Annotated in this window: 19 protein-coding genes; 10 read left to right on the forward strand and 9 right to left on the reverse strand. The window is 67.1% G+C overall.

Translation table 11 applies throughout. The features are described 5' to 3' along the window. Window positions 1-80: 80 nt before the first annotated feature. A complete protein-coding gene (locus ACWYRN_RS19660; RefSeq protein WP_488689334.1) occupies window positions 81-1100 on the reverse strand; it encodes a PP2C family protein-serine/threonine phosphatase in 1020 nt (339 codons plus the stop codon). 41 nt (window positions 1101-1141) lie between these two features. Here ACWYRN_RS19660 and ACWYRN_RS19665 point away from each other — a divergent pair, with 41 nt between their 5' ends. After that, the gene (locus ACWYRN_RS19665; protein WP_488689335.1) at window positions 1142-1600 is read left to right on the forward strand and encodes a GNAT family N-acetyltransferase; all 459 of its coding nucleotides are present in this window, start codon (window positions 1142-1144) and stop codon (window positions 1598-1600) included. 22 nt (window positions 1601-1622) lie between these two features. On the opposite strand, the gene ACWYRN_RS19670 is transcribed toward ACWYRN_RS19665, so the two are convergent. The 5 genes from ACWYRN_RS19670 to ACWYRN_RS19690 form a co-directional block, all read right to left on the reverse strand. Then, window positions 1623-2099 carry an SH3 domain-containing protein gene (locus tag ACWYRN_RS19670; RefSeq protein ID WP_488689336.1) on the reverse strand — a complete coding sequence of 159 codons (477 nt, stop codon included), beginning with the start codon at window positions 2097-2099 and terminating at the stop codon, window positions 1623-1625. 3 nt (window positions 2100-2102) lie between these two features. Then, window positions 2103-3725 (reverse strand): hypothetical protein, encoded by a 1623-nt coding sequence (locus tag ACWYRN_RS19675; RefSeq protein WP_488689337.1) that lies wholly within the window; start codon window positions 3723-3725, stop codon window positions 2103-2105. After that, the gene (locus ACWYRN_RS19680) at window positions 3686-6082 is read right to left on the reverse strand and encodes an FtsW/RodA/SpoVE family cell cycle protein (protein WP_488689338.1); all 2397 of its coding nucleotides are present in this window, start codon (window positions 6080-6082) and stop codon (window positions 3686-3688) included. Before ACWYRN_RS19680 ends, ACWYRN_RS19675 begins: the two co-directional genes overlap by 40 nt. After that, entirely contained in the window at window positions 6079-7053 is a 975-nt protein-coding gene (locus ACWYRN_RS19685) for a protein kinase domain-containing protein (RefSeq protein WP_488689339.1), read from the reverse strand. The genes ACWYRN_RS19680 and ACWYRN_RS19685 overlap by 4 nt, the downstream gene beginning before the upstream one ends. Window positions 7054-7176: 123 nt before the next feature. Next, entirely contained in the window at window positions 7177-7644 is a 468-nt protein-coding gene (locus ACWYRN_RS19690) for a glycine zipper domain-containing protein (RefSeq protein WP_488689341.1), read from the reverse strand. Between the two features lie 217 nt (window positions 7645-7861). On the opposite strand from ACWYRN_RS19690, the gene ACWYRN_RS19695 reads away from it, so the two are divergent. The 3 genes from ACWYRN_RS19695 (at window position 7862) to ACWYRN_RS19705 (ending at window position 11444) form a co-directional block, all read left to right on the forward strand. Next, window positions 7862-8998 (forward strand): metallophosphoesterase, encoded by a 1137-nt coding sequence (locus tag ACWYRN_RS19695; RefSeq protein ID WP_488689343.1) that lies wholly within the window; start codon window positions 7862-7864, stop codon window positions 8996-8998. A 97-nt stretch (window positions 8999-9095) separates the two neighbouring features. Next, a complete protein-coding gene (locus ACWYRN_RS19700) occupies window positions 9096-10541 on the forward strand; it encodes a M20/M25/M40 family metallo-hydrolase (protein WP_488689344.1) in 1446 nt (481 codons plus the stop codon). A 147-nt stretch (window positions 10542-10688) separates the two neighbouring features. Continuing rightward, window positions 10689-11444: a type 1 glutamine amidotransferase domain-containing protein gene (locus tag ACWYRN_RS19705; RefSeq protein ID WP_488689345.1), complete on the forward strand. Its 756-nt coding sequence runs from the start codon at window positions 10689-10691 to the stop codon at window positions 11442-11444. Window positions 11445-11710: 266 nt separating this feature from the next. Here ACWYRN_RS19705 and ACWYRN_RS19710 read toward each other — a convergent pair whose 3' ends face one another. After that, the gene (locus tag ACWYRN_RS19710; RefSeq protein WP_488689346.1) at window positions 11711-12070 is read right to left on the reverse strand and encodes an Lcl C-terminal domain-containing protein; all 360 of its coding nucleotides are present in this window, start codon (window positions 12068-12070) and stop codon (window positions 11711-11713) included. A 260-nt stretch (window positions 12071-12330) separates the two neighbouring features. On the opposite strand from ACWYRN_RS19710, the gene ACWYRN_RS19715 reads away from it, so the two are divergent. The 4 genes from ACWYRN_RS19715 to ACWYRN_RS19730 all read left to right on the forward strand — a co-directional run bounded on the left by ACWYRN_RS19715 (window position 12331) and on the right by ACWYRN_RS19730 (window position 17269). Continuing rightward, the gene (locus tag ACWYRN_RS19715; protein ID WP_488689349.1) at window positions 12331-13542 is read left to right on the forward strand and encodes a right-handed parallel beta-helix repeat-containing protein; all 1212 of its coding nucleotides are present in this window, start codon (window positions 12331-12333) and stop codon (window positions 13540-13542) included. Between the two features lie 329 nt (window positions 13543-13871). Then, window positions 13872-15110, forward strand: a complete 1239-nt coding sequence (locus ACWYRN_RS19720) for a right-handed parallel beta-helix repeat-containing protein (protein WP_488689350.1) — start codon at window positions 13872-13874, stop codon at window positions 15108-15110. Between the two features lie 280 nt (window positions 15111-15390). Beyond that, window positions 15391-16602, forward strand: a complete 1212-nt coding sequence (locus ACWYRN_RS19725; RefSeq protein ID WP_488689351.1) for a right-handed parallel beta-helix repeat-containing protein — start codon at window positions 15391-15393, stop codon at window positions 16600-16602. Window positions 16603-17110: 508 nt separating this feature from the next. Then, window positions 17111-17269, forward strand: coding sequence for a hypothetical protein (locus tag ACWYRN_RS19730; RefSeq protein ID WP_488689352.1), 159 nt, complete (start codon window positions 17111-17113; stop codon window positions 17267-17269). Window positions 17270-17281: 12 nt separating this feature from the next. Here ACWYRN_RS19730 and ACWYRN_RS19735 read toward each other — a convergent pair whose 3' ends face one another. Continuing rightward, entirely contained in the window at window positions 17282-17971 is a 690-nt protein-coding gene (locus ACWYRN_RS19735) for an SOS response-associated peptidase (protein WP_488689353.1), read from the reverse strand. A gap of 93 nt (window positions 17972-18064) precedes the next feature. Here ACWYRN_RS19735 and ACWYRN_RS19740 point away from each other — a divergent pair, with 93 nt between their 5' ends. Then, window positions 18065-18469 (forward strand): hypothetical protein, encoded by a 405-nt coding sequence (locus tag ACWYRN_RS19740; protein ID WP_488689354.1) that lies wholly within the window; start codon window positions 18065-18067, stop codon window positions 18467-18469. Between the two features lie 13 nt (window positions 18470-18482). Further along, window positions 18483-18683: a hypothetical protein gene (locus ACWYRN_RS19745; protein WP_488689355.1), complete on the forward strand. Its 201-nt coding sequence runs from the start codon at window positions 18483-18485 to the stop codon at window positions 18681-18683. Window positions 18684-18696: 13 nt separating this feature from the next. Here the strand turns inward: ACWYRN_RS19745 and ACWYRN_RS19750 are convergent, their stop codons facing one another. After that, complete coding sequence (locus ACWYRN_RS19750; protein WP_488689356.1) at window positions 18697-19626, reverse strand: GNAT family N-acetyltransferase; 930 nt, start codon at window positions 19624-19626, stop codon at window positions 18697-18699. Between the last annotated feature and the right edge of the window lie 214 nt (window positions 19627-19840).

Genomic DNA, 19840 nt, shown 5'->3' on the forward strand with positions numbered 1-19840 from the left:
CAGCTTACGCGTTTTGGCTCGGCAGTGGCGCGCGATTATGGGTTGAAAAATTGATTCTACGCACTATTTCCTATTTTAAATCAATTGTTTGCCGGCAGAGCCGTTTCGTCGCGCCGGAATGGGCGAAAGCGCAACACGATCGCCGTCAGGTTATCCGGCTGCAGGCCGACCGGCGGGCGTTCCTCCATCTCGGCGAACAGCGCCTCCAACCCGTCCGCCGCGCCGTGCCCGCACAGCAGGCGCGGCCAGCGTGCGATGAACTCGGCCGGGTCGGCGCAGGACCAGAAGCCGTCGGTAGCCAGCAGGTAGCTGCAATCCGGCCGCAGCGACACCGCGCGGCGGTCGGGCAGGGCGCGCAGCCAGGGCGGCAGGTTGCCGGCATCGAGGGCGAACAGGCCGTCTTCCAGGTGGCGCGGGTCGGCAAAGGTATTCCCGAGGATAAAGGCCTGGGCGATCTGCGGCCAGTGCTCGCCATGCACCTGGCGCCGCCAGTCGGCCTCGCCGAGCAGGCCGAGCATGGCATAGGCCGTGGCCGGCACGTGGTCGACCGTGAGCGGCGCCACGCCCGCGGGCTGGATTTCGACCAGGCGCGAGTCGCCCGCATGCCACAGCAGGGGCGCGCCGAGGGGCGGGATCTCCAGCAGGGTGAGCGTGGTGCCGGGGCGTGGCCCGTGTTCGCCGAGGGCGTCGAAACGCGCCTGCAGCGCGGCATGCAAAGCATCGAGGTGGGCCGACAGCACGCCGATGTCGCTGCAGGCCGGGATCGCCAGCAAGCCTTCGGCGGCGGCTTCGGCCGCTTCGCGCCCATGCCCGTGCCCGCCCATGCCGTCCAGCACCGCCAGGCGCACGTGGCCGGCGGGCCAGCCCGGCACGCGCTGGCGCAGCTCGGCGCCGCCGCGCAGCAGGGCGGCCGTGCCGTCGGCGCCGACCAGCACGCAGTTGTCCTGGTTTTCGGCGCGCGTGACCGGCCCGGCGCCGATGCTGCTGCGCGCGGCGACGTCGAGACGGGGACCGAACTGCAAACCTTCGAACATGCGCGCTGCCTCGGGCAAGTGGAAAAAATGGGGTGGCGCGAGCGGTGCGCCGTGCGTCGTGCTCATGGTAAGCTAGCTTGCATCTTTGGCAAAGTCCCGCACCACTCATGCTGATCCGGCCCCTCCTCGACTCCGACCTGCCCGCGGCGGCGCGCCTGCTGCGCGCGGCCGCGATCGAATTCATCGTCCACGAATCGACGCCGGAAGGCGCGGCGACCTTCCTGCGCGAGAACGACGAAGACGGACTGCGCAACTACGTGCGCAGCGGGCACGTGTACCACGTAGCCGAGGACCAGGGCACGCTGGCCGGCTTCATCGGCATCCGCGCCAACAACCACCTGTTCCACCTGTTCGTCGACAAGCGCTGGCACGGCCAGGGCCTGGCGCGGCGCCTGTGGCAGGTGGCGCGGCGCGCGGCGATCGAGCGCGGCGGCGATGGCGCCTTCCTGGTCAATTCCTCGAACCACGCGGTGCGCGTGTACGAGGCCTTCGGCTTCGTGCGCATGGCGCCGACCCAGTGCGTAAAGGGGCTGTACTTCAACCCGATGCGCTACACGCCGGCCTGAATCTGGCGTCACCGGCATGGCCTTAGCGTCGCTTCTCGTCGGCGCGGCGCAGCCACAGGCTGCTGGCCCAGCCTTCGCGCGCTTCGCCTTCGACCTCGGCGCGCACCTGCCACCAGTCGCCATCCTGCATGCCGGTCGCGGTGACGATGGCGCCGGCCGGCAGCACGGTCACGCGCTCGGCGCCGACGCCGACCGCCGCGCGCAGGTTCAGGGCGTCGGCCACGCGGTAGCTACGGCCGGGCAGGGGCGTTTCCTGGTGGTTGGCGAGGAGCGGGGCCGCCCCAGCCTGCGCTGGCTCGGTCTGCGCTGCCTCGGCCGGCGCCGGCGCCGCAAACCACCACAAGGCGCTGCCGATGGCGCCGGTGCCCGCCACCAGCACCGCCAGCGCACGCGCGTTGGCGCGCCGCCACCAGAGACGCGGCGTCAGCCAGGCGGCCGCCACCAGGGTCACGACCAGCGCCGCGCCGAAGCAGGCCAGCGCGGTGAGCGCGGCGGACACCGCTCAGCCCTCGACGCGCAGCACGTAATGGCCGGCGACGATGTGGTGGCCGGCGGGAACGAGGCACGGGGCATCGGGCCCATGCTCGATCAGGCCCACGAAGCCGAGTCGCTCATCAAGATGGTACAGGGCCTGGGTCGGCGACAGGCGGGCGACGCGGAAGCCGTCCGGGCCGGGCTCGATGCTGACGGCGTTGCGCGACAGGCCGAGGCGGTCGGCGCTGCCGGCGTCCATGCCGTCCGCGCCGCGCAGGCAGCCGGCGGCATCGAGTACGCGCAGGCCGGCCAGGGCCTGGGCGCCGCGGCCAAAGGCGATGCGCGCGCCATCCGGAACCGGCAGCGACGGCGCCTGCGGCAGGCAGACCAGGGCGCTGTAGCGGTCGGCCATCTCCGGCGCCGGCGCCAGCACCCGCAGGTCGACGCCATCGACCGGCGCGAAGCGGTTCGGCACCGCGATGCGCTGGCGTCCGGCGGCGCCGACCGCGTACACTTCGTCGGCCTCGTCCACGGCAAAGCCGATCAGGGCATCCTTGCCGGGCGCGCCCGCCACCAGGTTGCGGTCGAGGGCGAATTCGAGCAGGCCGGCGCCGGTCTCGCGGTAGCGGCTCAGGCGCGGCAGCGCCAGCGCGGCCAGGGCGATGCGCTGGCGCGCCACCGGCGCAAAGGTCGCTTCGTCCGCCGGCATGCGCGCGCTGGCGCGGTGCAGGGCGGGCGTGGCGGTCAGTTCGGCATCGTCGGGCGTGCGGGCGCGGGTCTTCCAGACGGCGGGCGCGCGGCTGGGTGCAGGCGGCGCGCTGGCCGGGCGTGCGGGGGCGGAAGTGCCATGCATCGTACCCGCTGCCGTGGCCGATGTCGTGCCCGCCGCCGTGCTTGAACCGGTGGCCAGGGCCGCGGCCGGATTGCTGCGAGCGATCTTCAGGAGCAGGCGTCCCGCATTGCCCGGCGTGTCGCCGTGGCGCGCGCGGATCGTGTAGTAGCCGGCGGCGGCGTCGAAGCTGCACTCGAAGGCCTCTTTCGGGCGCACGTGCACTTCCATCGGCGCATCCGGCCCATCGTTGATCAGGAGGATGGCACCGTCGAGGGCGAAGGGCCAGCCGGGCACGGCGCAGGTGGCGCTGGCGGCGTCGTGGCCGAGCACGGTCAGGCGCTGATGCGGGTAGATCGGGCAGACGGTCTGCCAGATGGCGCTGTCGCGCGAAACGCTCACCGTATATTGCACCTGCTCGCCCGGCGCCGGCAGGTAGACGGCGTGGCCGAACTTCACCTCCACCTGGCCCGCTTCGAGCTGCTCCGAGCCGACCACGTGGTAGCGCACTTCGTCGGCGCCGAGCAGGTCGCCGAAGTCCTTCTGGTGCAGCGACTGCAGGGTCTGCGCCAGGTCGCGCACGCGCGCGCCGCGGGTCAGGTGGCGGTCGTCGTCGACCTCGTCCTGGGGCAGCACCAGGGTGACGTGGGAAAAGCAGCGGGTGGCGGCGCGCCCGCGCTGCTCGCGCGGCGAGCGCTCCAATAAATCGCGCAGCAGCGGGCGGCGCGCGAACAGCGCCAGGCCCGGGGCCTGCCACAGCGCTTCGGCATTGAACACGTCGTTCACCTTGCCCAGGGATTCGTGTTGGACGTAGACCGGCATGACTGATTCTCCTCAAATGAATAAGCGCTCGTGGCACCGAAACCTAGCAGGGGGAAGATGAAAAACAGGAGATGCGAGCCGCCCGCCGACAGGAAGCTCATCGGCTGCCCCATGATCGGGAAGAAGGACAGGTTCGTGCCCCAGGACAGCAGGAAATGGCCGAACACGAAGGCCGCGCCGCCGCACAGCACGAAGCAACGGAAGCGCCCTTGCCAGGCATGGCGGAAGTCGCGCGCGCCCGAGCCTGCGATCCAGGCGCGCAGCGCCGCCTGAAGCAGCGCGCACAGGAACAGCGCCTGCAGCGCCCACAAGGCCAGCGCGGCGCCCAGGCCGTGGCGGTTCAGGAAGAACGACGGCGCGAAGTCGTCCTGCACCGCGGGAATGGCCAGCGCATCGGGGGCGCTGGCGCCTAGCGCGGCCAGGCCGAACACGCCGTCGGCCCCCATCCAGCCGCCTTCCAGGATGGCGCGGGCGCCGAGCAGCAGCTGCTGGCCGGTATGCGGATGCGCGGCCGGGTCGAGCCAGACCAGGAAGCGCTCGCCGTAGAAATTCCAGTGCGCGATCTGGCCCGGGTCGGCGGCGCGCAGCAGGCCGATGACGCCCACCACACCGACCGCCAGCAGGCACAGCGCCGCCGTCGCCAGCCGCTGGCGCGCCGCCAGCGACCAGGCCAGCAGCATCGCCGCGCCCCAGACCAGCAGCAGGATCAGCGGAGAATAATCGTCGACCTGGACCAGGGCCACGGCCAGCAGCACGATGAACAGCAGCGCCGGCGAGGCCAGGCGCAGCCAGCGCAGCAGGGTGCCCTTGCCCTGGCGCGCATGGCCGGCCTCGGCGCCCAGGCCAAGGGCGATGCAGTGCGCGGTCAGCACGGTCAGGGCGAGCTTGGCGAACTCCACCGGCTGCAGGTCGAACACGCCGGTCTCGCTGCCCCAGCCGACCTGCACCAGCAGGGCCAGCACGGCGCATCCGGCCAGCGCGAGCAGGGTCCATTCGACCTGGGCCTGCGAGGCCGGGCGCCGCGCCGTGCGCAGGCCCGCCAGGCCAGCAACGCGGGCGATGCCGACCAGCCCCAGGCCCAGCGTGGTGGCGGCGGCGGTTTTCTGGAAGTGGCGCATCCACGAGGTGTCGGCGGCGGCCGTGCCCAGTTCCAGCTGCAGCAGCAGGCCGCCGGCCAGCAGCAGCACGCCGCTGGCCAGCACGGCGTTCGGACGGCGCAGTGGCAGGCCGTACCAGAGCGCGGCCCATGCCAGCAGCAGGGTCGGCCCGATGCCGGGCGCTTGGCCGGCGCGCACGGCCAGCAGCACGGCGAGGCCGCCCAGCGCCAGCGCCACGCCGGCGCCGAAACGCAGCGCGACTGCCGGCTGCTTGCGCCAGGCCGAGCGCCAGCCCAACAGGCCGGCCAGCACGCCGCAGGCCAGGGCCATGGCGCCGGCCCAGGGAGCGCCGTCGGGCAGCTGCCAGGGATTACGTGCCTGCCACTGCCAGCTGACGCCATCGGGCAGCTCGGCGCGCGTGTCGGCGAAGAGGGCGACGCGGCTCACCGGCCGCAGCTGCAGGGTGTCGCCTTCGATGGCAGCCAGCAGGCGCGTGCGGCCGACGCCGAGGGCGCTCGCACCGGCCAGCGGCAGTTCGCGCAGGGCCAGGTCGGCGGGAATACCGTCGACCTCGGCCAGCAGCGGCACGCGGCCGGCGCCGCTGGCGGCATACAGGGTCGGTACGCCGTCGCTAAAGGCGATGCCGGCACTGCCGGCTGCGGCGTCCGCGTTGCCGATGGTGGTGGCGCAGGAGAGGTTGCCGCCGAAGCCCAGGGGACGCTCGAACCCAAGCGAGGCAGGCACGATCCGGTTCCAGAATCCGGCCAGCCGCTGGCCCGGCGAGGATTGCGGGCAGGCGCCCTGGACGCTGCCGTCGCGGCGCAGCAGGGCGCCGTCGTATTCCCAGGTATGGCTGCCGTCGCCGAAGCGCAGCAGGCCGGCGCTTGCGCTGTCGACGGTGTACTGCGCCGCGCCGAGCCGGAAGCGCTGGCCTGCCTGCAGCGCGAGCGACCCGCTGCGCGTGCGCTCGCCCGCCCCGGTTCCGTACTCAATACGCAGGCCTTGTACGCCGCTGGCGCTGGCAATCAACCAGCGGCCGGCGCTGTCGCGGCGCAGGCGCAGGTGGCGCGGGTCGGCCTGGGGCGCGGCAAGTTCGGTGCGTCCGAGTTCGATCGAATGGCCGGGCGCCAGCCTTATCGTTACCTGGCTCGGAAAAAAGGCGGGCGGCATGCGCAGCACGGCCAGCGCCTGCAGGGCGCACAGCAGGGCGAGCGCGGCGGCGGCCAGCATGCCCAGGCCGCCGCGTGCGAAGCGCCTCATGCCGCCCTCCGCACGGTGGCTTGCGGGCCGGCGGCAGCGGCGATCATGCGGCTGATCTCGAGCGCGTGGCGCGGGCGGTCCTGGCGGCGCACGGCGAGCAGGGCGCGCAGCAGGGCCAGGGCGGCGGCCGGGTCTGCATCGCCGTTGCCGGCGCGGGCGCATTGCAGGAAGTGCTCGGCCTCGTCCTCGGCCAGGGAGGGCGGCAGGGCGCCGTTCCAGGCCGCCAGCAGCTGGGCGGCGCCGTCGCGGCCATGGGCGCGCCAGGCGTCGGCGCAGGCGCCGCTGTAGCGCAGCGTGGCGCCGTCGGTGACGAGATAGAAGAAGATGGCGCCGAGGGCGAAGTAATCGGTGCGCGCATCGGTGAGATGGCCGGCGCCTTCGGGGAAGAACTGTTCCGGCGCCTGCCAGCTGGCGGTGCCGGTGTAGGTATGGGCGCCGGCGTCGAGCAGGCTGCGGTTGGTGCCGAAGTCGGCCAGTTTCAGGGTATGCGTGGACGCATCGAGCAGCAGGTTGCCGGGTTTCAGGTCGAGGTAGCGCCAGCCGTGCTGGTGGACTTTCGCCAGCGCGGCATTGACCTGGGCAAGCCAGGCCAGCGACTGCGCCAGGCCAATGCGCCGGGCGGCGGCGTTCTGCGCGGCCATGTGGGCGGCCAGGTCGCCGTCGAGCAGTTCGAGTGCCATGGCCGGCAGGCCGTCGTGCAGGCCATGGTCGAGCAGGCGCACGATGTGGCGCGCATCCCAGGGCGCGAGCCGGGACAGGAAGGCGATCTCGCGCGCGGCGCATTCGGCCCAGCGCGCCTGCACGGTGGGTTCGGCGCGCGTCATCTGTTCGCGGTTCACCAGCTTGATCGCGACCTCGCCGGCGGCCCCGCCATCGGCGCGCCAGACCACGCCATAGGCCGAGCCGGCCAGCTGTTCGCGCAGCCGGTAGTGGCCGGCTGCCAGTGTCACGATGTCGCCGCTGTGGACCATGCCTTCCTCCGTCAAGACGGCAGGTGCCGCCGCGAGGAACTAGCCGGGGGAAGGGGAAAGGCGAAAAAAAGCCGCGTCGTAACGCGGCTCCTTTTAATACTGCATGATACTGCGGCCCGGGGATCAGCGGCGGTAGCCGTCGCGGTAGCCGTCGCGCCCACCGCGGTCATGGCCACGGTCCCAGTCGCGGCGGTCGTGGTCGCGGCCACGGTCCCAGCCACGGTTGTCGTGACGGTGACGCGGTTCGACATACACGACTTCGGGCTGGCGATAGTAACGCGGGGCCTCGTAGTAGACCGGACGCGGCTGGGCATACACCGGCGCCGGCTGGTAGTAGCCGACCGAACCGTAGCCATGGCCGCCACGGTTGCCATAATAGCGGCGGTCGTCGTGGGTGTTGATCGAATTGCCGACTGCCGCGCCGAGCACGCCGCCGACCAGGGCGCCGCCGCTGCCTCCAGCGCTACCGCCAATTGCCGCACCGAGCACCGCGCCGACCGCCGTATTGACGCCGCGGTCGCCAGCGAATGCCGAGGGCGAGACGGCGACAGCGGCCAGGATCACCGCACCAAAGCATTTTTTGTTCAACATGGCATTTCCTTTTTACCGCAGCGCGGATCGGAGTGATCGCGGTTACGCCGGGTATGGACACACTATAGTCCCGGCCGCCGAAGGTCTCATCACCTAATACAGAATATTACAAGTGCAGAAAGCTCCGTAACATTCTTTTGACAAGCCTGGCCGGCCGGCCTTGCAGACGGCGCAGCCTGCCCCATCTAACACGCACGACCCATTCTTCCCCGCGTTTATGTCAGCCCGCCGCAACCTGTCCGTCGTCCTTTCCCTGCTCATCCTGCTGCACGTGTACATCGCTGCGCGCCTGATGCCCGACATGGGGCTCGGCTTTCTTGGCTTTGCAGTCGGCATCGTGCTGCTGGTGCTGTCGACGCTACTGGTGCCGGTCGGATTGCTGTCCTCGTCGTTGCGGCGGCGGCGCTGGTCGGATGGCCTGGCCTGGGTCGGCCTGCTGGCGATGGGCCTGTTCTCGTCGCTGATCGTCACGACCTTCCTGCGCGATATCGTGCTGCTCGCCTTGTTGGCGGCAGGGCAGGGGAATGCCGCCTTTACCCACTGGAGCGCGGTGGCGGTGCCGCTGCTGGCGCTGGGCGTGAGCTTCATCGGCTTCGTGAATGCGCGCCGCCTGGCAAGGGTGAAGCGGGTGGATGTGCCGATCGCCAACCTTCCCGAGGAACTGCACGGCTATTCGATCGCCCAGATTTCCGATATCCACGTCGGCCCTACCATCCGCCGGCCCTACCTGAACGCCATCGTCAACCGCGTGAATGCGCTGAAGGCCGATGCGATCGCCGTCACCGGCGACCTGGTCGACGGCAGCGTGCAGCGCCTGTCCCTGCATACCCAGCCGCTGGCACGCCTGTCGGCGCCGGATGGCGCCTTTTTCGTAACCGGCAACCACGAGTATTACTCGGGCGCCGAGGAGTGGATCGCCGAGGTGCGCCGGCTGGGGCTGACGGTGCTGCTGAACCAGCACGTGGTGCGCCAGCGCGGCGCGGCCAGGGTGTTGATCGCGGGCGTGCCGGATTTCACGGCGCATCACTTCGTGCCCAGCCACCGCAGCAACCCGCAGGCGGCCGCGGCCGGGGCGCCGGAAGAGGTGGACGTGAAGATCCTGCTCGCGCACCAGCCGCGCACGGCGCCAGCTGCCGCCGAGGCCGGGTTCGACCTGCAATTGTCCGGCCACACCCACGGCGGCCAGTTCTTCCCGTGGAATTTGTTCGTGCCGCTGCAGCAGCCTTTCGTGGCCGGCCTGCACCGGGTGCGCGATTTGTGGGTGTACACCAGCCGCGGCACTGGCTACTGGGGGCCGCCGAAGCGCTTCGGTGCGCCGTCGGAAATCACGCTGGTGCGGCTGGTGCCGGCCTAGCCCTCGCTGCCTCGTGCGCCGGGCGTAAAGACAGCGCAAAAGCGGCGGATGCGCTACCCTTCGATTCTTGTAAAAACTTAATCGAAGGAATTTCTGCATGAATCGCCGCACCCGCCTTCCCGCCCTCGGCCTGATGGCCGCCCTGTTCGCGAGTTCGTTTTCCGCGTCGTTCGCCCAGGCCGCCAGCCCGGGCAACGATCCGGCGGCCCTGGCGAAGATCCGCGACGCCGCCATGACCAGCGATTACGCCTGGGAACGCACGGCCGACATGACCGACCTGATCGGTCCGCGTTTGTCGGGCTCGGCCGGCGCGGCGGCGGCGGTGAACCAGGTGGCGGACGCGATGCGCAAGCTCGGCGCGAAGGTGACCCTGCAGCCGGTGAAGGTGCCGCACTGGGTGCGCGGGGCCGAGACGGGCGAACTGGTGGACTACAAGGGCAGGCCGGACGGCATCACCCAGCGCGTGGTCCTGACCGCGCTGGGCGGATCGGGCGCGACGCCGAACGAGGGCCTGGTGGCCCCGGTGATCGTGGTGAGCAGCTTCGACGAACTGAAGGCGCGCGCCGCCGAGGTCAAGGGCCGCATCGTGCTGTTCGATGTACCGTTCGACCAGCACATGGCCGACCGCGGCCTGGCCGGCCCGGCCTATGGCCAGGGCTCGAACTTCCGTACCAACGGCCCGCGCATGGCGGCCGAGATGGGCGCGGCGGCGGCGCTGGTGCGCTCGGTCGGCGGCGCCAACTACCGCCTGCCGCATACCGGCAACACGGCCCTGCAGGACGGCGCGCGCATCCCGGCGGCGGCGGTCAGCGTCGAAGACGCCATGCTGATGCGCCGCCTGGCCGAGCGCGGCCCGCTGCGCATGCGCCTGGTGCTGACGCCGAAGATCCTCCCCGACGCCGACAGCTTCAATGTGATCGCCGATTTCCCGGGCACCGACAAGCCCGACGAAATCGTGATCGTGTCGGGCCACCTCGATTCCTGGGACCTGGCCACCGGCGCCCACGACGACGCGGCCGGCGTGGCCAGCGCGATGGCGGTGTTCGAGGTCCTGAAAAAACTCGACTACCGTCCGCGCCGCACCATCCGCCTGATCGCCTGGATGAACGAAGAGAACGGCACCCGCGGCGCACGCACCTACCTGGAAGCGCAACAGGCGAACGCCGGCAGCCACGTCGGCGCCATCGAAAGCGACAATGGGGTGGGGCGCCCGTTCGGCATGCGCGCCAGCGTACCGGCCGCCTCCACCAGGCTGTTCGCGCCGCTGCAGGCGGCCCTGCTGCCGATCGGCGCCGCCGTGTTCCAGCGCCAGGATGCCCTGTCGACCGGCGATCTGTCGGGCCTGGAGCGTGCCGGCGTGCCGAGCTTCGCGCCACTGGTCGACACCTCGGCCTACTTCGACTACCACCACACGGCCGCCGATACCCTGGACAAGGTCGATCCCGACAACCTGCGCCGCAACGTGGCGGTGATGACGGCCACGGCCTGGTTCCTGGCCAACGTCGAGGAGCCGATCGGCCGCGCCAACGTGCCGGCGAAGTAAGCCTCGCGGCCAGCCTGCGGACGGGCAGCCCGGCGCCCGACGTCGCGTCCTCGCCCCGGCCTGCCAGGCGCCGGGCTAGTGGACCGTACGCTGCCCATTCAGCCATTCCGGTAGACTCCTCCGCACATTATCTCAACGGAGGACACCATGACTGGACGGAAGAAACTGGCAGGGCAGCGCATCGCCGTGCTCGCCGCGGACGGCTTCGAGAAAGTGGAACTCACGGCGCCGGTGGCGGCGCTGCGTGGCGCCGGCGCCGAGGTCGACATCATCTCGCTCAAATCCGGCAAGATCCGCGGCATGAACCTGCACATGCCGGCCGACCTGATCGCCGTCGACTGGACGATCGAGGACGTGAGCGCACGCGACTACGACGGCCTGCTCATCCCGGGCGGCTTCATGAACCCGGACGCGCTGCGCCAGTCGGCCGAGGCGCGCGACTTCGTGCGCGCCTTCGACCTGCTCGACAAGCCGATCGCCACGCTTTGCCACGGCCCCTGGGTGCTGGCTTCGGCTGGCCTGCTGTCGGGCCGCACCCTGACTTCGTGGCCGGGCGTGCGCGACGACATGGTGAACGCCGGGGCCACCTGGCTCGACCAGGAGGTGGTGCGCGACGGTAACCTCGTGACCAGCCGCGGCCCGCAGGACATCATGCCTTTCGTGCGCGAGATGATCCAGCTGTACGCAGGCGGTCCGGCCAGCAGCGCCGCACTGCGCCGCCGCCATTCCGATCCACAACGCGAGAGCCCGAACGCCGTCACCGGCGCGGCAGCACGCTGGATTCCGCGTTCGCCGCTCGGCGCCGTGCTCGGCCTTGCGCTGCTGGGCGCCGGCGTGATGGCGGTCCGCGCCAACAACGGCAACCGCATGTCGGCCAACGAAGCGCGGACGGCATCGGAGTAAGACGGGGCATCGCTGCGCGCATGCAGTGATGCGTGTGCGCAGTGTTCAGGAGTCAGGTGTCAGGAGTCAGGAGTCAGTGCGCAGCGCATTGCGCATTGCCACTGCTTCACTGCGCACTGCTTCACTGCTTTCGCTACTCGCTGCTCACTGTTCATTGCTCCATGCGTCCCAGCGGATCGCCGGTGCAGGACCGCAGTCCAGCTACGCGCCCACCGGAGGCAGGCACGCGCTCGCTGCTCGGGTACCAGCGTGCCTCCCTGTACCGCCTATTCGATCAGGATGCGCCTGACAGCGCGCGCATGTCCGCGGAAAGGCCGGCCGTAGACGGTTTGAATACCGCTGGCAAAGTTCTCGCCCCAGACCAGTTGTGAACGGGTCTCGTGGGCCTCGGACGACCAATACCACTCCCTCTCGAATTGCTCGCGCAGGTTGGCGAACAGCAGCGACAGCTCGCGCCGATTCGGCAGTTCGCCGCCCTGGCTGCCTGCCCAGTCGAGCGCGCCGGGCCAGCTGATGTCGCCCAGGTCGCCGGGCAGCAGAATCAGGTGGTGGTCGGCCTCGCCACCCTTGCCGAGGATGACCCCGGCGTAGTGCTCGCCTTCCTTCAAGGTTTCGCGTAGTTGCATATAAATGCCCATCGTATCCTCGTGCGTCAGTGTATGCGGTCCTGTAAGACACCGGCCTCTGCGCATTAGTTGCTGCTTAAGACACGACATGGATCAGAGCACTGTTCGATTTCAGAAGAATAAAGGCGCTTAATCCTTTGTTACTTGTAAAAAATTTTTTTGAGAAAAAGTTGAACTAAGGAAGTTTCCTCCCCTCAAAGGTTACGTATTCGCGTTTTACACGCTTCGATTTTTTACCTTTGACGTTAGGAACTTCTCGCATGAAAAAGCAAGCCACCATCGCCCTGAACGCTGTCGCTACCGCTGTCGTCCTGGCCTTTTCCGTTTCCGCCCACGCCGCCCCGACCAACTTTGCGCTCACCGGCTATGATGCTTCGTCGAACTTGACCGTGAACACCGGCAGCAACGCCACGACGCCGGCCACGACCTACAACTATTATGTGTCGCCAAACGGTTCCGACACCGCTGCCGGCACCAAGGCTGCACCGTTCAAGACCCTGGCCCGCGCTGCAAAGGCCGTGACCAAAGCCGGCACCACTGTGTTCGTTGCACCGGGCACCTATGATGGCGGTTTCAAGACCACCGCCAACGGCACCGCTGCGGCCCGCATCTACTGGGTATCGACCACCAAGTGGGGCGCCAAGATCGTACCGCCTGCGAACTCGACCAACAAGAACGCCTGGGACAACCGCGGCAACTACGTCAGCATCATCGGCTTCGAAGTCGACGGCTCGAAAGTGCGCAGCGGTACCAAGTGGACCCTGGGCATCTACACCGGCGGTTCCTACAACGTCATCGAAGGCAACCACGTCCACCACACCGCCACCACCATTCCCTGCAACAGCGCTGGCGGTTCGGCCATTGGCGTGGACAGCTACTACAAGGGCGTGATGACCGATGTGATCGGTAACGTCGTCCACGACATCGGCCCGGCAGGCTGCACCTATGTCCAGGGTATCTATGTCAGCACCTCGGGCACGATCAAGAACAACGTGGTCTACCGCGTCGGTTCGGCAGCGATCCACCTCTGGCACGATGCGACGAACGTGAAGATCATCAACAACACGGTGAGCTCGTCGGTGTTCGGCATCATCGTCGGTGGCGGCGACTTCTACTTCACCTCGGCCGGCGCCAACAACGTCGCTGTGTACAACAACATCGTGTACGACAACAAGTATGGCATCTCGGAGCAGGGCAAGACCGGCACCGGCAACTCGTACAAGAACAACCTGGTGTTCAAGAACACGACCTACGACTGGCAGCTGCGCAATGGCCTGAAGCACACCGGCACGATCTCGTCGGATCCGCTGCTGGCCGGCTACTCGCGCACTGCCGCCATGCCGAACTTCAAGCCGAGCGCGAGCTCGCCGCTAATCGGCCGCGGTATCGCCACCTACGCACTGCCGACCGACATCGACGGCAAGCCGCGTAACGCGTCGACCGGCTACGACATCGGCGCTTACCAGCACTAACAGCAACATCCGGCAGCAGTAAGCGAGCACAAGCAGTAGCGAGCAAGACCCACGACTGCGCCATCCAGGCGCTTGCGCCCAGTACGCTGCCAGCCGATTAGCCCCCAACCAACCCGCGTGACCGCAAGGCACGCGGGTTTTTTATTGCGCATTTGACCGGGGCATGGCTACGCGAGCACAGCTAAACAAAATCTCAACAATTGTTTCTACTGGCAAATCATATTTGCAGATTTGATAGCTAAGAGAAATTTTTCTTAGAAAACGTTGAACTTAGGCAGTTTCCTACGCTCAAACCTTTCGCATTTCGCATTTAACGTAAGGAACTATTGATGAAACACTCCGCTACCAAGCCCTCCAATATCCGTACCAATGCACTGACCTGCGGCGCTGCTGCCGTGCTGCTGGCGCTGGGCGTATCCACTGCCAGCGCCGCCACCGGCTTTGCCTTGTTGGGTTACGATGCCCAGGAAGGCCTGCGTGCCAAAACGGCCGTCACCAGCAGCCCAACGACGCCAGCGACCACCTATAACTATTACGTTTCGCCTAATGGCTCGGACACGGCGGCCGGCACCAAGGCCAAGCCCTTCAAGACCCTGGCGCGTGCCGCCAAGGCTGTCACCAAGCCGGGCACGACCGTGTTCGTGGCGCCGGGCACCTATGACGGCGGCTTCAAGACCACCGCCAGCGGTACCGCGGCTGCCCGCATCTACTGGGTCTCGACCACCAAGTGGGGCGCCAAGATCGTGCCGCCTGCCAAGTCGAGCAACAAGACTGCCTGGGATAACCGCGGTAACTATGTCAGCATCATCGGCTTCGAAGTCGACGGCTCGAAAGTGCGCAGCGGTACCAAGTGGACGCTCGGCATCTATACCGGCGGTTCCTATAACGTTATCGAAGGCAACCGCGTTCACCACACCGCCACCACCATTCCCTGCAACAGCGCGGGTGGTTCGGCGATTGGCGTGGACAGCTACTACAAGGGCGTGATGACCGACGTGGTCGGCAACGTCGTCCACGATATCGGCCCGGCCGGCTGCTCCTACGTGCAAGGTATCTATGTCAGCACCTCGGGCACGATCAAGAACAACGTGGTCTACCGCGTTGGTTCGGCGGCGATCCACCTGTGGCACGATGCGACGAATGTGAAGATCATCAACAACACCGTGTCGTCGTCGAACTTCGGCATCATCGTTGGCGGTGGCGACTTCTACTTCACCTCGGCTGGCGCGAACAATGTCGCGGTGTACAACAACATCGTGTATGACAACAAGTACGGCATTTCCGAGCAGGGCAAGACTGGCACCGGCAACTCGTACAAGAACAACCTGGTGTTCAAGAACACGACGTATAACTGGCAGCTGCGCAATGGCCTGAAGCACACTGGGACCATCACCTCGGACCCGCTGCTGGCCGGCTACTCGCGCACTGCCGCCATGCCGAACTTCAAGCCGAGCGCCAGCTCGCCGGTGATCGGCCGCGGTATCGCGACCTACGCACTGCCGACCGACATCGACGGCAAGCCGCGTAATGCCAGCACCGGCTACGACATCGGCGCTTACCAGCACTAAGGGCAGCGCCAGGCACTAAGCCGTCTTCTCGGGTTCCGACGTGAGCCAAGCCCGCGTTGCCACGGCACGCGGGCTTTTTTTTCGTCTAGGATCATGTGGATTTCACAATTGTTCCGTATCTCCTGTTCAGTTTCCTGATCTGAAGCTGCGATAAGTCTTTGATACTCCAAGAAAATTTATTTGAGAAAAAGTTGAACTAAGGAAGTTTCCTCCCCTCAAAGGTTACGTATTCGCGTTTTACACGCTTCGATTTTTACCTTTGACGTTAGGAACTTCTCGCATGAAAAAGCAAGCCACCATCGCCCTGAACGCTGTCGCTACCGCTGTCGTCCTGGCCTTCTCCGTTTCCGCCCACGCCGCCCCGACCAACTTTGCGCTCACCGGCTATGATGCTTCGTCGAACCTGACCGTGAACACCGGCAGCAACGCCACCACGCCGGCCACGACCTACAACTATTATGTGTCGCCAAACGGTTCCGACACCGCCGCCGGCACCAAGGCCGCACCGTTCAAGACCCTGGCCCGCGCTGCGAAGGCCGTGACCAAGGCCGGCACCACCGTGTTCGTTGCACCGGGCACCTATGATGGCGGCTTCAAGACCACCGCCAACGGCACCGCTGCTGCCCGCATCTACTGGGTCTCGACCACCAAGTGGGGCGCCAAGATCGTGCCGCCTGCGAACTCGACCAACAAGAACGCCTGGGACAACCGTGGCAACTACGTCAGCATCATCGGTTTCGAAGTCGACGGCTCGAAAGTGCGCAGCGGTACCAAGTGGACGCTCGGCATCTACACCGGCGGTTCCTACAACGTCATCGAAGGCAACCACGTCCACCACACCGCGACCACCATTCCCTGCAACAGCGCGGGCGGTTCGGCCATTGGCGTGGACAGCTACTACAAGGGCGTGATGACCGATGTGATCGGTAACGTCGTGCACGACATCGGCCCGGCAGGCTGCACCTATGTCCAGGGTATCTATGTCAGCACCTCGGGCACGATCAAGAACAACGTGGTCTACCGCGTCGGTTCGGCAGCGATCCACCTCTGGCACGATGCGACGAACGTGAAGATCATCAACAACACGGTGAGCTCGTCGGTGTTCGGCATCATCGTCGGTGGTGGTGACTTCTACTTCACCTCGGCCGGCGCCAACAATGTCGCTGTGTACAACAACATCGTCTACGACAACAAGTACGGCATCTCGGAGCAGGGCAAGACCGGTACCGGCAACTCGTACAAGAACAACCTGGTGTTCAAGAACACGACCTACGACTGGCAGCTGCGCAACGGCCTGAAGCACACCGGCACGATCTCGTCAGACCCGCTCTTGGCCGGCTACTCGCGCACCGCCGCCATGCCGAACTTCAAGCCAAGCGCGAGCTCGCCGGTGATCGGCCGCGGTATCGCCACCTACGCACTGCCGACCGACATCGACGGCAAGCCGCGTAACGCGTCGACCGGCTACGACATCGGCGCTTACCAGCACTAACAGCAACATCCAGCAGCACTCAGCAGCACCAGCCAAAACCTGACTGGCGTTCAGTAAAAAAAGGCCCCGGAAACGGGGCCTTTGACATTGCACAACATGTATTCAATTGCGTATTGATCTAACAAGCTGTTCGTGTAGAATCATTTCTTTCATGCGGTCGGCGCCTGCGTTGTGCAGCGCCGATGGCGGATCGAACACGGTAATTGGCATGTCAAGCATTCAGCAAGATCAGTCGTTCACTATCTCGTTCCCACACGGCGCGGCGCCTGTTCCTGCCGTTGCCGCTTTCCGCCTCGCGGCGACGCGTTGTCGACTTCCCTTCAGCGCCGCCTGCGCCCGTATTTCCGAGCATCTCGCCCGGCTTGCCTGAGCTCGGCAGACAGCATTGCTGTCAGGCCGAGCCTGCATCCACCCCCTGTAGCCGGCCACGCCGGCCGGCATGATCAATCTTCGGCAATGACCATCGGAGTCGCCAATGGATACCATAGAGATGAACACGGAACCTACCATGCAACAAGAAAAAGCCCCATCGGAACGCAGCGGATTACGTCCGCGCCGCCGCATCGCCAAGCAGATGGTCGAACGCGGCCAGCGCCTGCGCAGCCGCGCCGGCGTGATTATCGGCCTGTCGCTGGGATTGCTGGCCCTGGTCAGCGTGCTGGAGTAAATCGGCCGGCGCTCACTCCGGCAGGGGCAGCGCCATCTGCGGACTGTTGGCGCCGGCGCGGTTGACCTCCGGCGTCACCTTGAACCACTCGAAGGCATCGGGCGGCAGCGCGGCATGGCGCGCCAGCTCGATGGCCGCGTCCGGCGCCAGGCCAGGGTCCAGCCACAAGGCGGCATCGGCCGCCTCGAGCACCACCGGGCGGCGGTCGTGGATGTCGAGCATGCCTTCGGCGGCATCGTCGGTAACGATCACGAAGCCGGCCTCGGCGCGGTTTTCCGTGAAGCTGCCGAAGTTGGCGATGGCCAGCATGAACAGCGGCGCGCGGTCCTTGCGGTGGATGTGCCAGGGCTGCTTCTTCCCTTTTTCGCCGGTCCATTCGTACCAGCCTTCGGCTGGGACCACGGCGCGTCCGTTCTTCAGCAGCCGGCTCCAGTAGCGGTTGTTGAGTTTATCCAGGCGGGCGTTGATGGTGATCGGCACCTTGCCTTCGGCCCATTTGGCGCGATAACTCCAGAACACGTCGTCGACACGGCGCTCGCCGTCCTGCAGGTGCATGACGGGGCGGTAGCTGCCGGGCGAGACGTTGTAGGCCGGCGCCGATTCGCTGTCGTACACCGCGTCGGCCCAGCCGAAGACGCTCGCGTAGTAACGCGCCGTTTGGCTTTGGTCAAATCGTCCACACATGGTGCGATGGTAATGCATAAACGCGGCCGCACGATTGCACACTTGAGTCGACTGTCCGGGCAGCGATGAGGGGTGCTATGCTGCATCCCATTCGATTTGGAGGAAACAAACATGGCCGTAGCCTGGCTGAAGGTGTTGAAGGCGGTTCCGTGGAGCGAGGTCATCGCTGCCGCACCGCAAGTGGCGAACGGCGCCCGCAAGCTGTGGGACACGGTCGGACGCAAGGGTGCGCCGCAAGCCGGCATCGACGACGCGGCAATGGCGCCCATGCCCAGGGGCGAAGACGGCATGGCCGTGCTGGCCGCGCACATCGAGCAGCAGGACGTCACCATCGCCCAGATGCACGGGCAATTGCGCGAAGCCTCGAAGCTGATCGCCGAACTGGCCGACCAGAACGCCCAATTGATCGCCAGGATGGAAGCGGCGCGCGGCCGAATGCAGGTGGTGAGCCTGATCGCGGCAGGGGCGGGCGTGCTGGGGTTCGTGTCGCTGGCCCTGGTACTGGCACGGACCTGAGACGGCAAGGATCATGATGAAATTTGTCCTGCTACTGTTTTTCCTGTTCATTTTCGTGTCCATGCTGCTCAATTCCAGCCGCAAGCGCGGCATGCTGAACAAGGACGCCAACAAGGCCGTCGCCGGCCTCGCAAATGCGATGCGCTGGTTCCTGTTCGGCTTGCTGGCCCTGGGCGCGGCGGTGTGCGGCGTGCTGATCTACCAGGGCGCTTGATCCGGGCTGCCGTTCAGACCGTCAACGGGTCCGGGTGCGGCAAGGAAGCCGGCGCCGGACGCACGCTCGCATCCATGCTGTCGAGCAGCCGGTGCAGTTCGTCGGCCGTGTGCCGGCGCCCCTGCGGCGGCCCACGCCGGTAAAACACCTGGTCGCAGTCCTCGCCCGCGCCGCGCATGCCGAGCTCGGTGAATCCCATTTTTTCCAGGCCGCGCCGCGAGCGCAGGTTGTAGTCGAAGGCCTTGGCATAGCAGCCGCGCAGTCCGTAGGCGCGTTGGCCCAGGTCCAGCAATAGCCCACCGGCACAGGGGCCGAAGCCCTGTCCCTGGAAATCCTTGCCCAGCCAGTAATAGAAGAAGCCGAGGCCGCGGTGCAGCGTCAGGCTGACGCAGCCGATGAATCCCCATCCATCGTGCAGCACCGCGTACAGCAGGCGCCGGCCTTCGCGCCAGAGCCCGGCCAGCCAGCGGTGCCAGTCGAGCGCGTCGGCAAACACCGGCAGGCAGCACAGTTCGGCAATGGAAGGGTCGCCGTATTGCCAGGCGAAGTCGCGCGCGTGATGGTGGGCCAGTGGCTCGAGCGTGAGCGCGCCGCTGCGGGAGGGAGCAGGGAAGTGCCGGCGCCAGGCCAGCCAGGCGCGCAGTTCCGCAACGAGCTCGGCATGCCGAGGCTGCTCCCGCGCCAGCACCCGCGCCAGGGCCAGCGCTTCGCCGCCCTTGCCGAGTGCGCGGCAGGCGTCGACCAGGTGCAGCGTGTCGTCTGTGTCGAGGCCGTTGCTGGCGGCCAGGCGCGTGCCGGCGGCATGCACCAGCGGCCACGCGCCCCAGGCGGCGGCGTGACCGAACAGGCTGCGCAAGGCATCCTGCGGCAGGGCACTTCCCTGGTCACGCCAGATCCTGTGCAGCTCGGCCAGCCGGGCATGGCGGTCGACAGGATGCAGCATGCCGTCTCCGCGTCACGAGTGATGGAAAAATCCATCGTAGCGCCGTGGCACAGGCTTGCGGTGGCGCGCCGTTCCTGCTTGCCGCTTCCTTGCGCTGGCGCAGACCGTGCGATGCGGCGCCGAGACATTTCCAGCCACGATTGTCATCGCTGCATGCCAGTCTGGACACGGTGTTGCGCGGATCACGCAGTCGGCGAAAAAAGCGATGTTCATC

Source organism: Massilia sp. BAP21 (assembly GCF_057801335.1).

Coding starts and splice junctions, on each gene's coding strand:
- ACWYRN_RS19690 (WP_488689341.1), bottom strand. CDS start 7,644: ATGTTGAACAAAAAATGCTTTGGTGCGGTGATCCTGGCCGCTGTCGCC.
- ACWYRN_RS19710 (WP_488689346.1), bottom strand. CDS start 12,070: ATGCAACTACGCGAAACCTTGAAGGAAGGCGAGCACTACGCCGGGGTC.
- ACWYRN_RS19730 (WP_488689352.1), top strand. CDS start 17,111: ATGCAACAAGAAAAAGCCCCATCGGAACGCAGCGGATTACGTCCGCGC.
- ACWYRN_RS19680 (WP_488689338.1), bottom strand. CDS start 6,082: ATGAGGCGCTTCGCACGCGGCGGCCTGGGCATGCTGGCCGCCGCCGCG.
- ACWYRN_RS19740 (WP_488689354.1), top strand. CDS start 18,065: ATGGCCGTAGCCTGGCTGAAGGTGTTGAAGGCGGTTCCGTGGAGCGAG.
- ACWYRN_RS19725 (WP_488689351.1), top strand. CDS start 15,391: ATGAAAAAGCAAGCCACCATCGCCCTGAACGCTGTCGCTACCGCTGTC.
- ACWYRN_RS19705 (WP_488689345.1), top strand. CDS start 10,689: ATGACTGGACGGAAGAAACTGGCAGGGCAGCGCATCGCCGTGCTCGCC.
- ACWYRN_RS19695 (WP_488689343.1), top strand. CDS start 7,862: ATGTCAGCCCGCCGCAACCTGTCCGTCGTCCTTTCCCTGCTCATCCTG.
- ACWYRN_RS19660 (WP_488689334.1), bottom strand. CDS start 1,100: ATGAGCACGACGCACGGCGCACCGCTCGCGCCACCCCATTTTTTCCAC.
- ACWYRN_RS19720 (WP_488689350.1), top strand. CDS start 13,872: ATGAAACACTCCGCTACCAAGCCCTCCAATATCCGTACCAATGCACTG.
- ACWYRN_RS19685 (WP_488689339.1), bottom strand. CDS start 7,053: ATGGTCCACAGCGGCGACATCGTGACACTGGCAGCCGGCCACTACCGG.
- ACWYRN_RS19665 (WP_488689335.1), top strand. CDS start 1,142: ATGCTGATCCGGCCCCTCCTCGACTCCGACCTGCCCGCGGCGGCGCGC.
- ACWYRN_RS19715 (WP_488689349.1), top strand. CDS start 12,331: ATGAAAAAGCAAGCCACCATCGCCCTGAACGCTGTCGCTACCGCTGTC.
- ACWYRN_RS19750 (WP_488689356.1), bottom strand. CDS start 19,626: ATGCTGCATCCTGTCGACCGCCATGCCCGGCTGGCCGAGCTGCACAGG.
- ACWYRN_RS19700 (WP_488689344.1), top strand. CDS start 9,096: ATGAATCGCCGCACCCGCCTTCCCGCCCTCGGCCTGATGGCCGCCCTG.
- ACWYRN_RS19745 (WP_488689355.1), top strand. CDS start 18,483: ATGATGAAATTTGTCCTGCTACTGTTTTTCCTGTTCATTTTCGTGTCC.
- ACWYRN_RS19735 (WP_488689353.1), bottom strand. CDS start 17,971: ATGCATTACCATCGCACCATGTGTGGACGATTTGACCAAAGCCAAACG.
- ACWYRN_RS19675 (WP_488689337.1), bottom strand. CDS start 3,725: ATGCCGGTCTACGTCCAACACGAATCCCTGGGCAAGGTGAACGACGTG.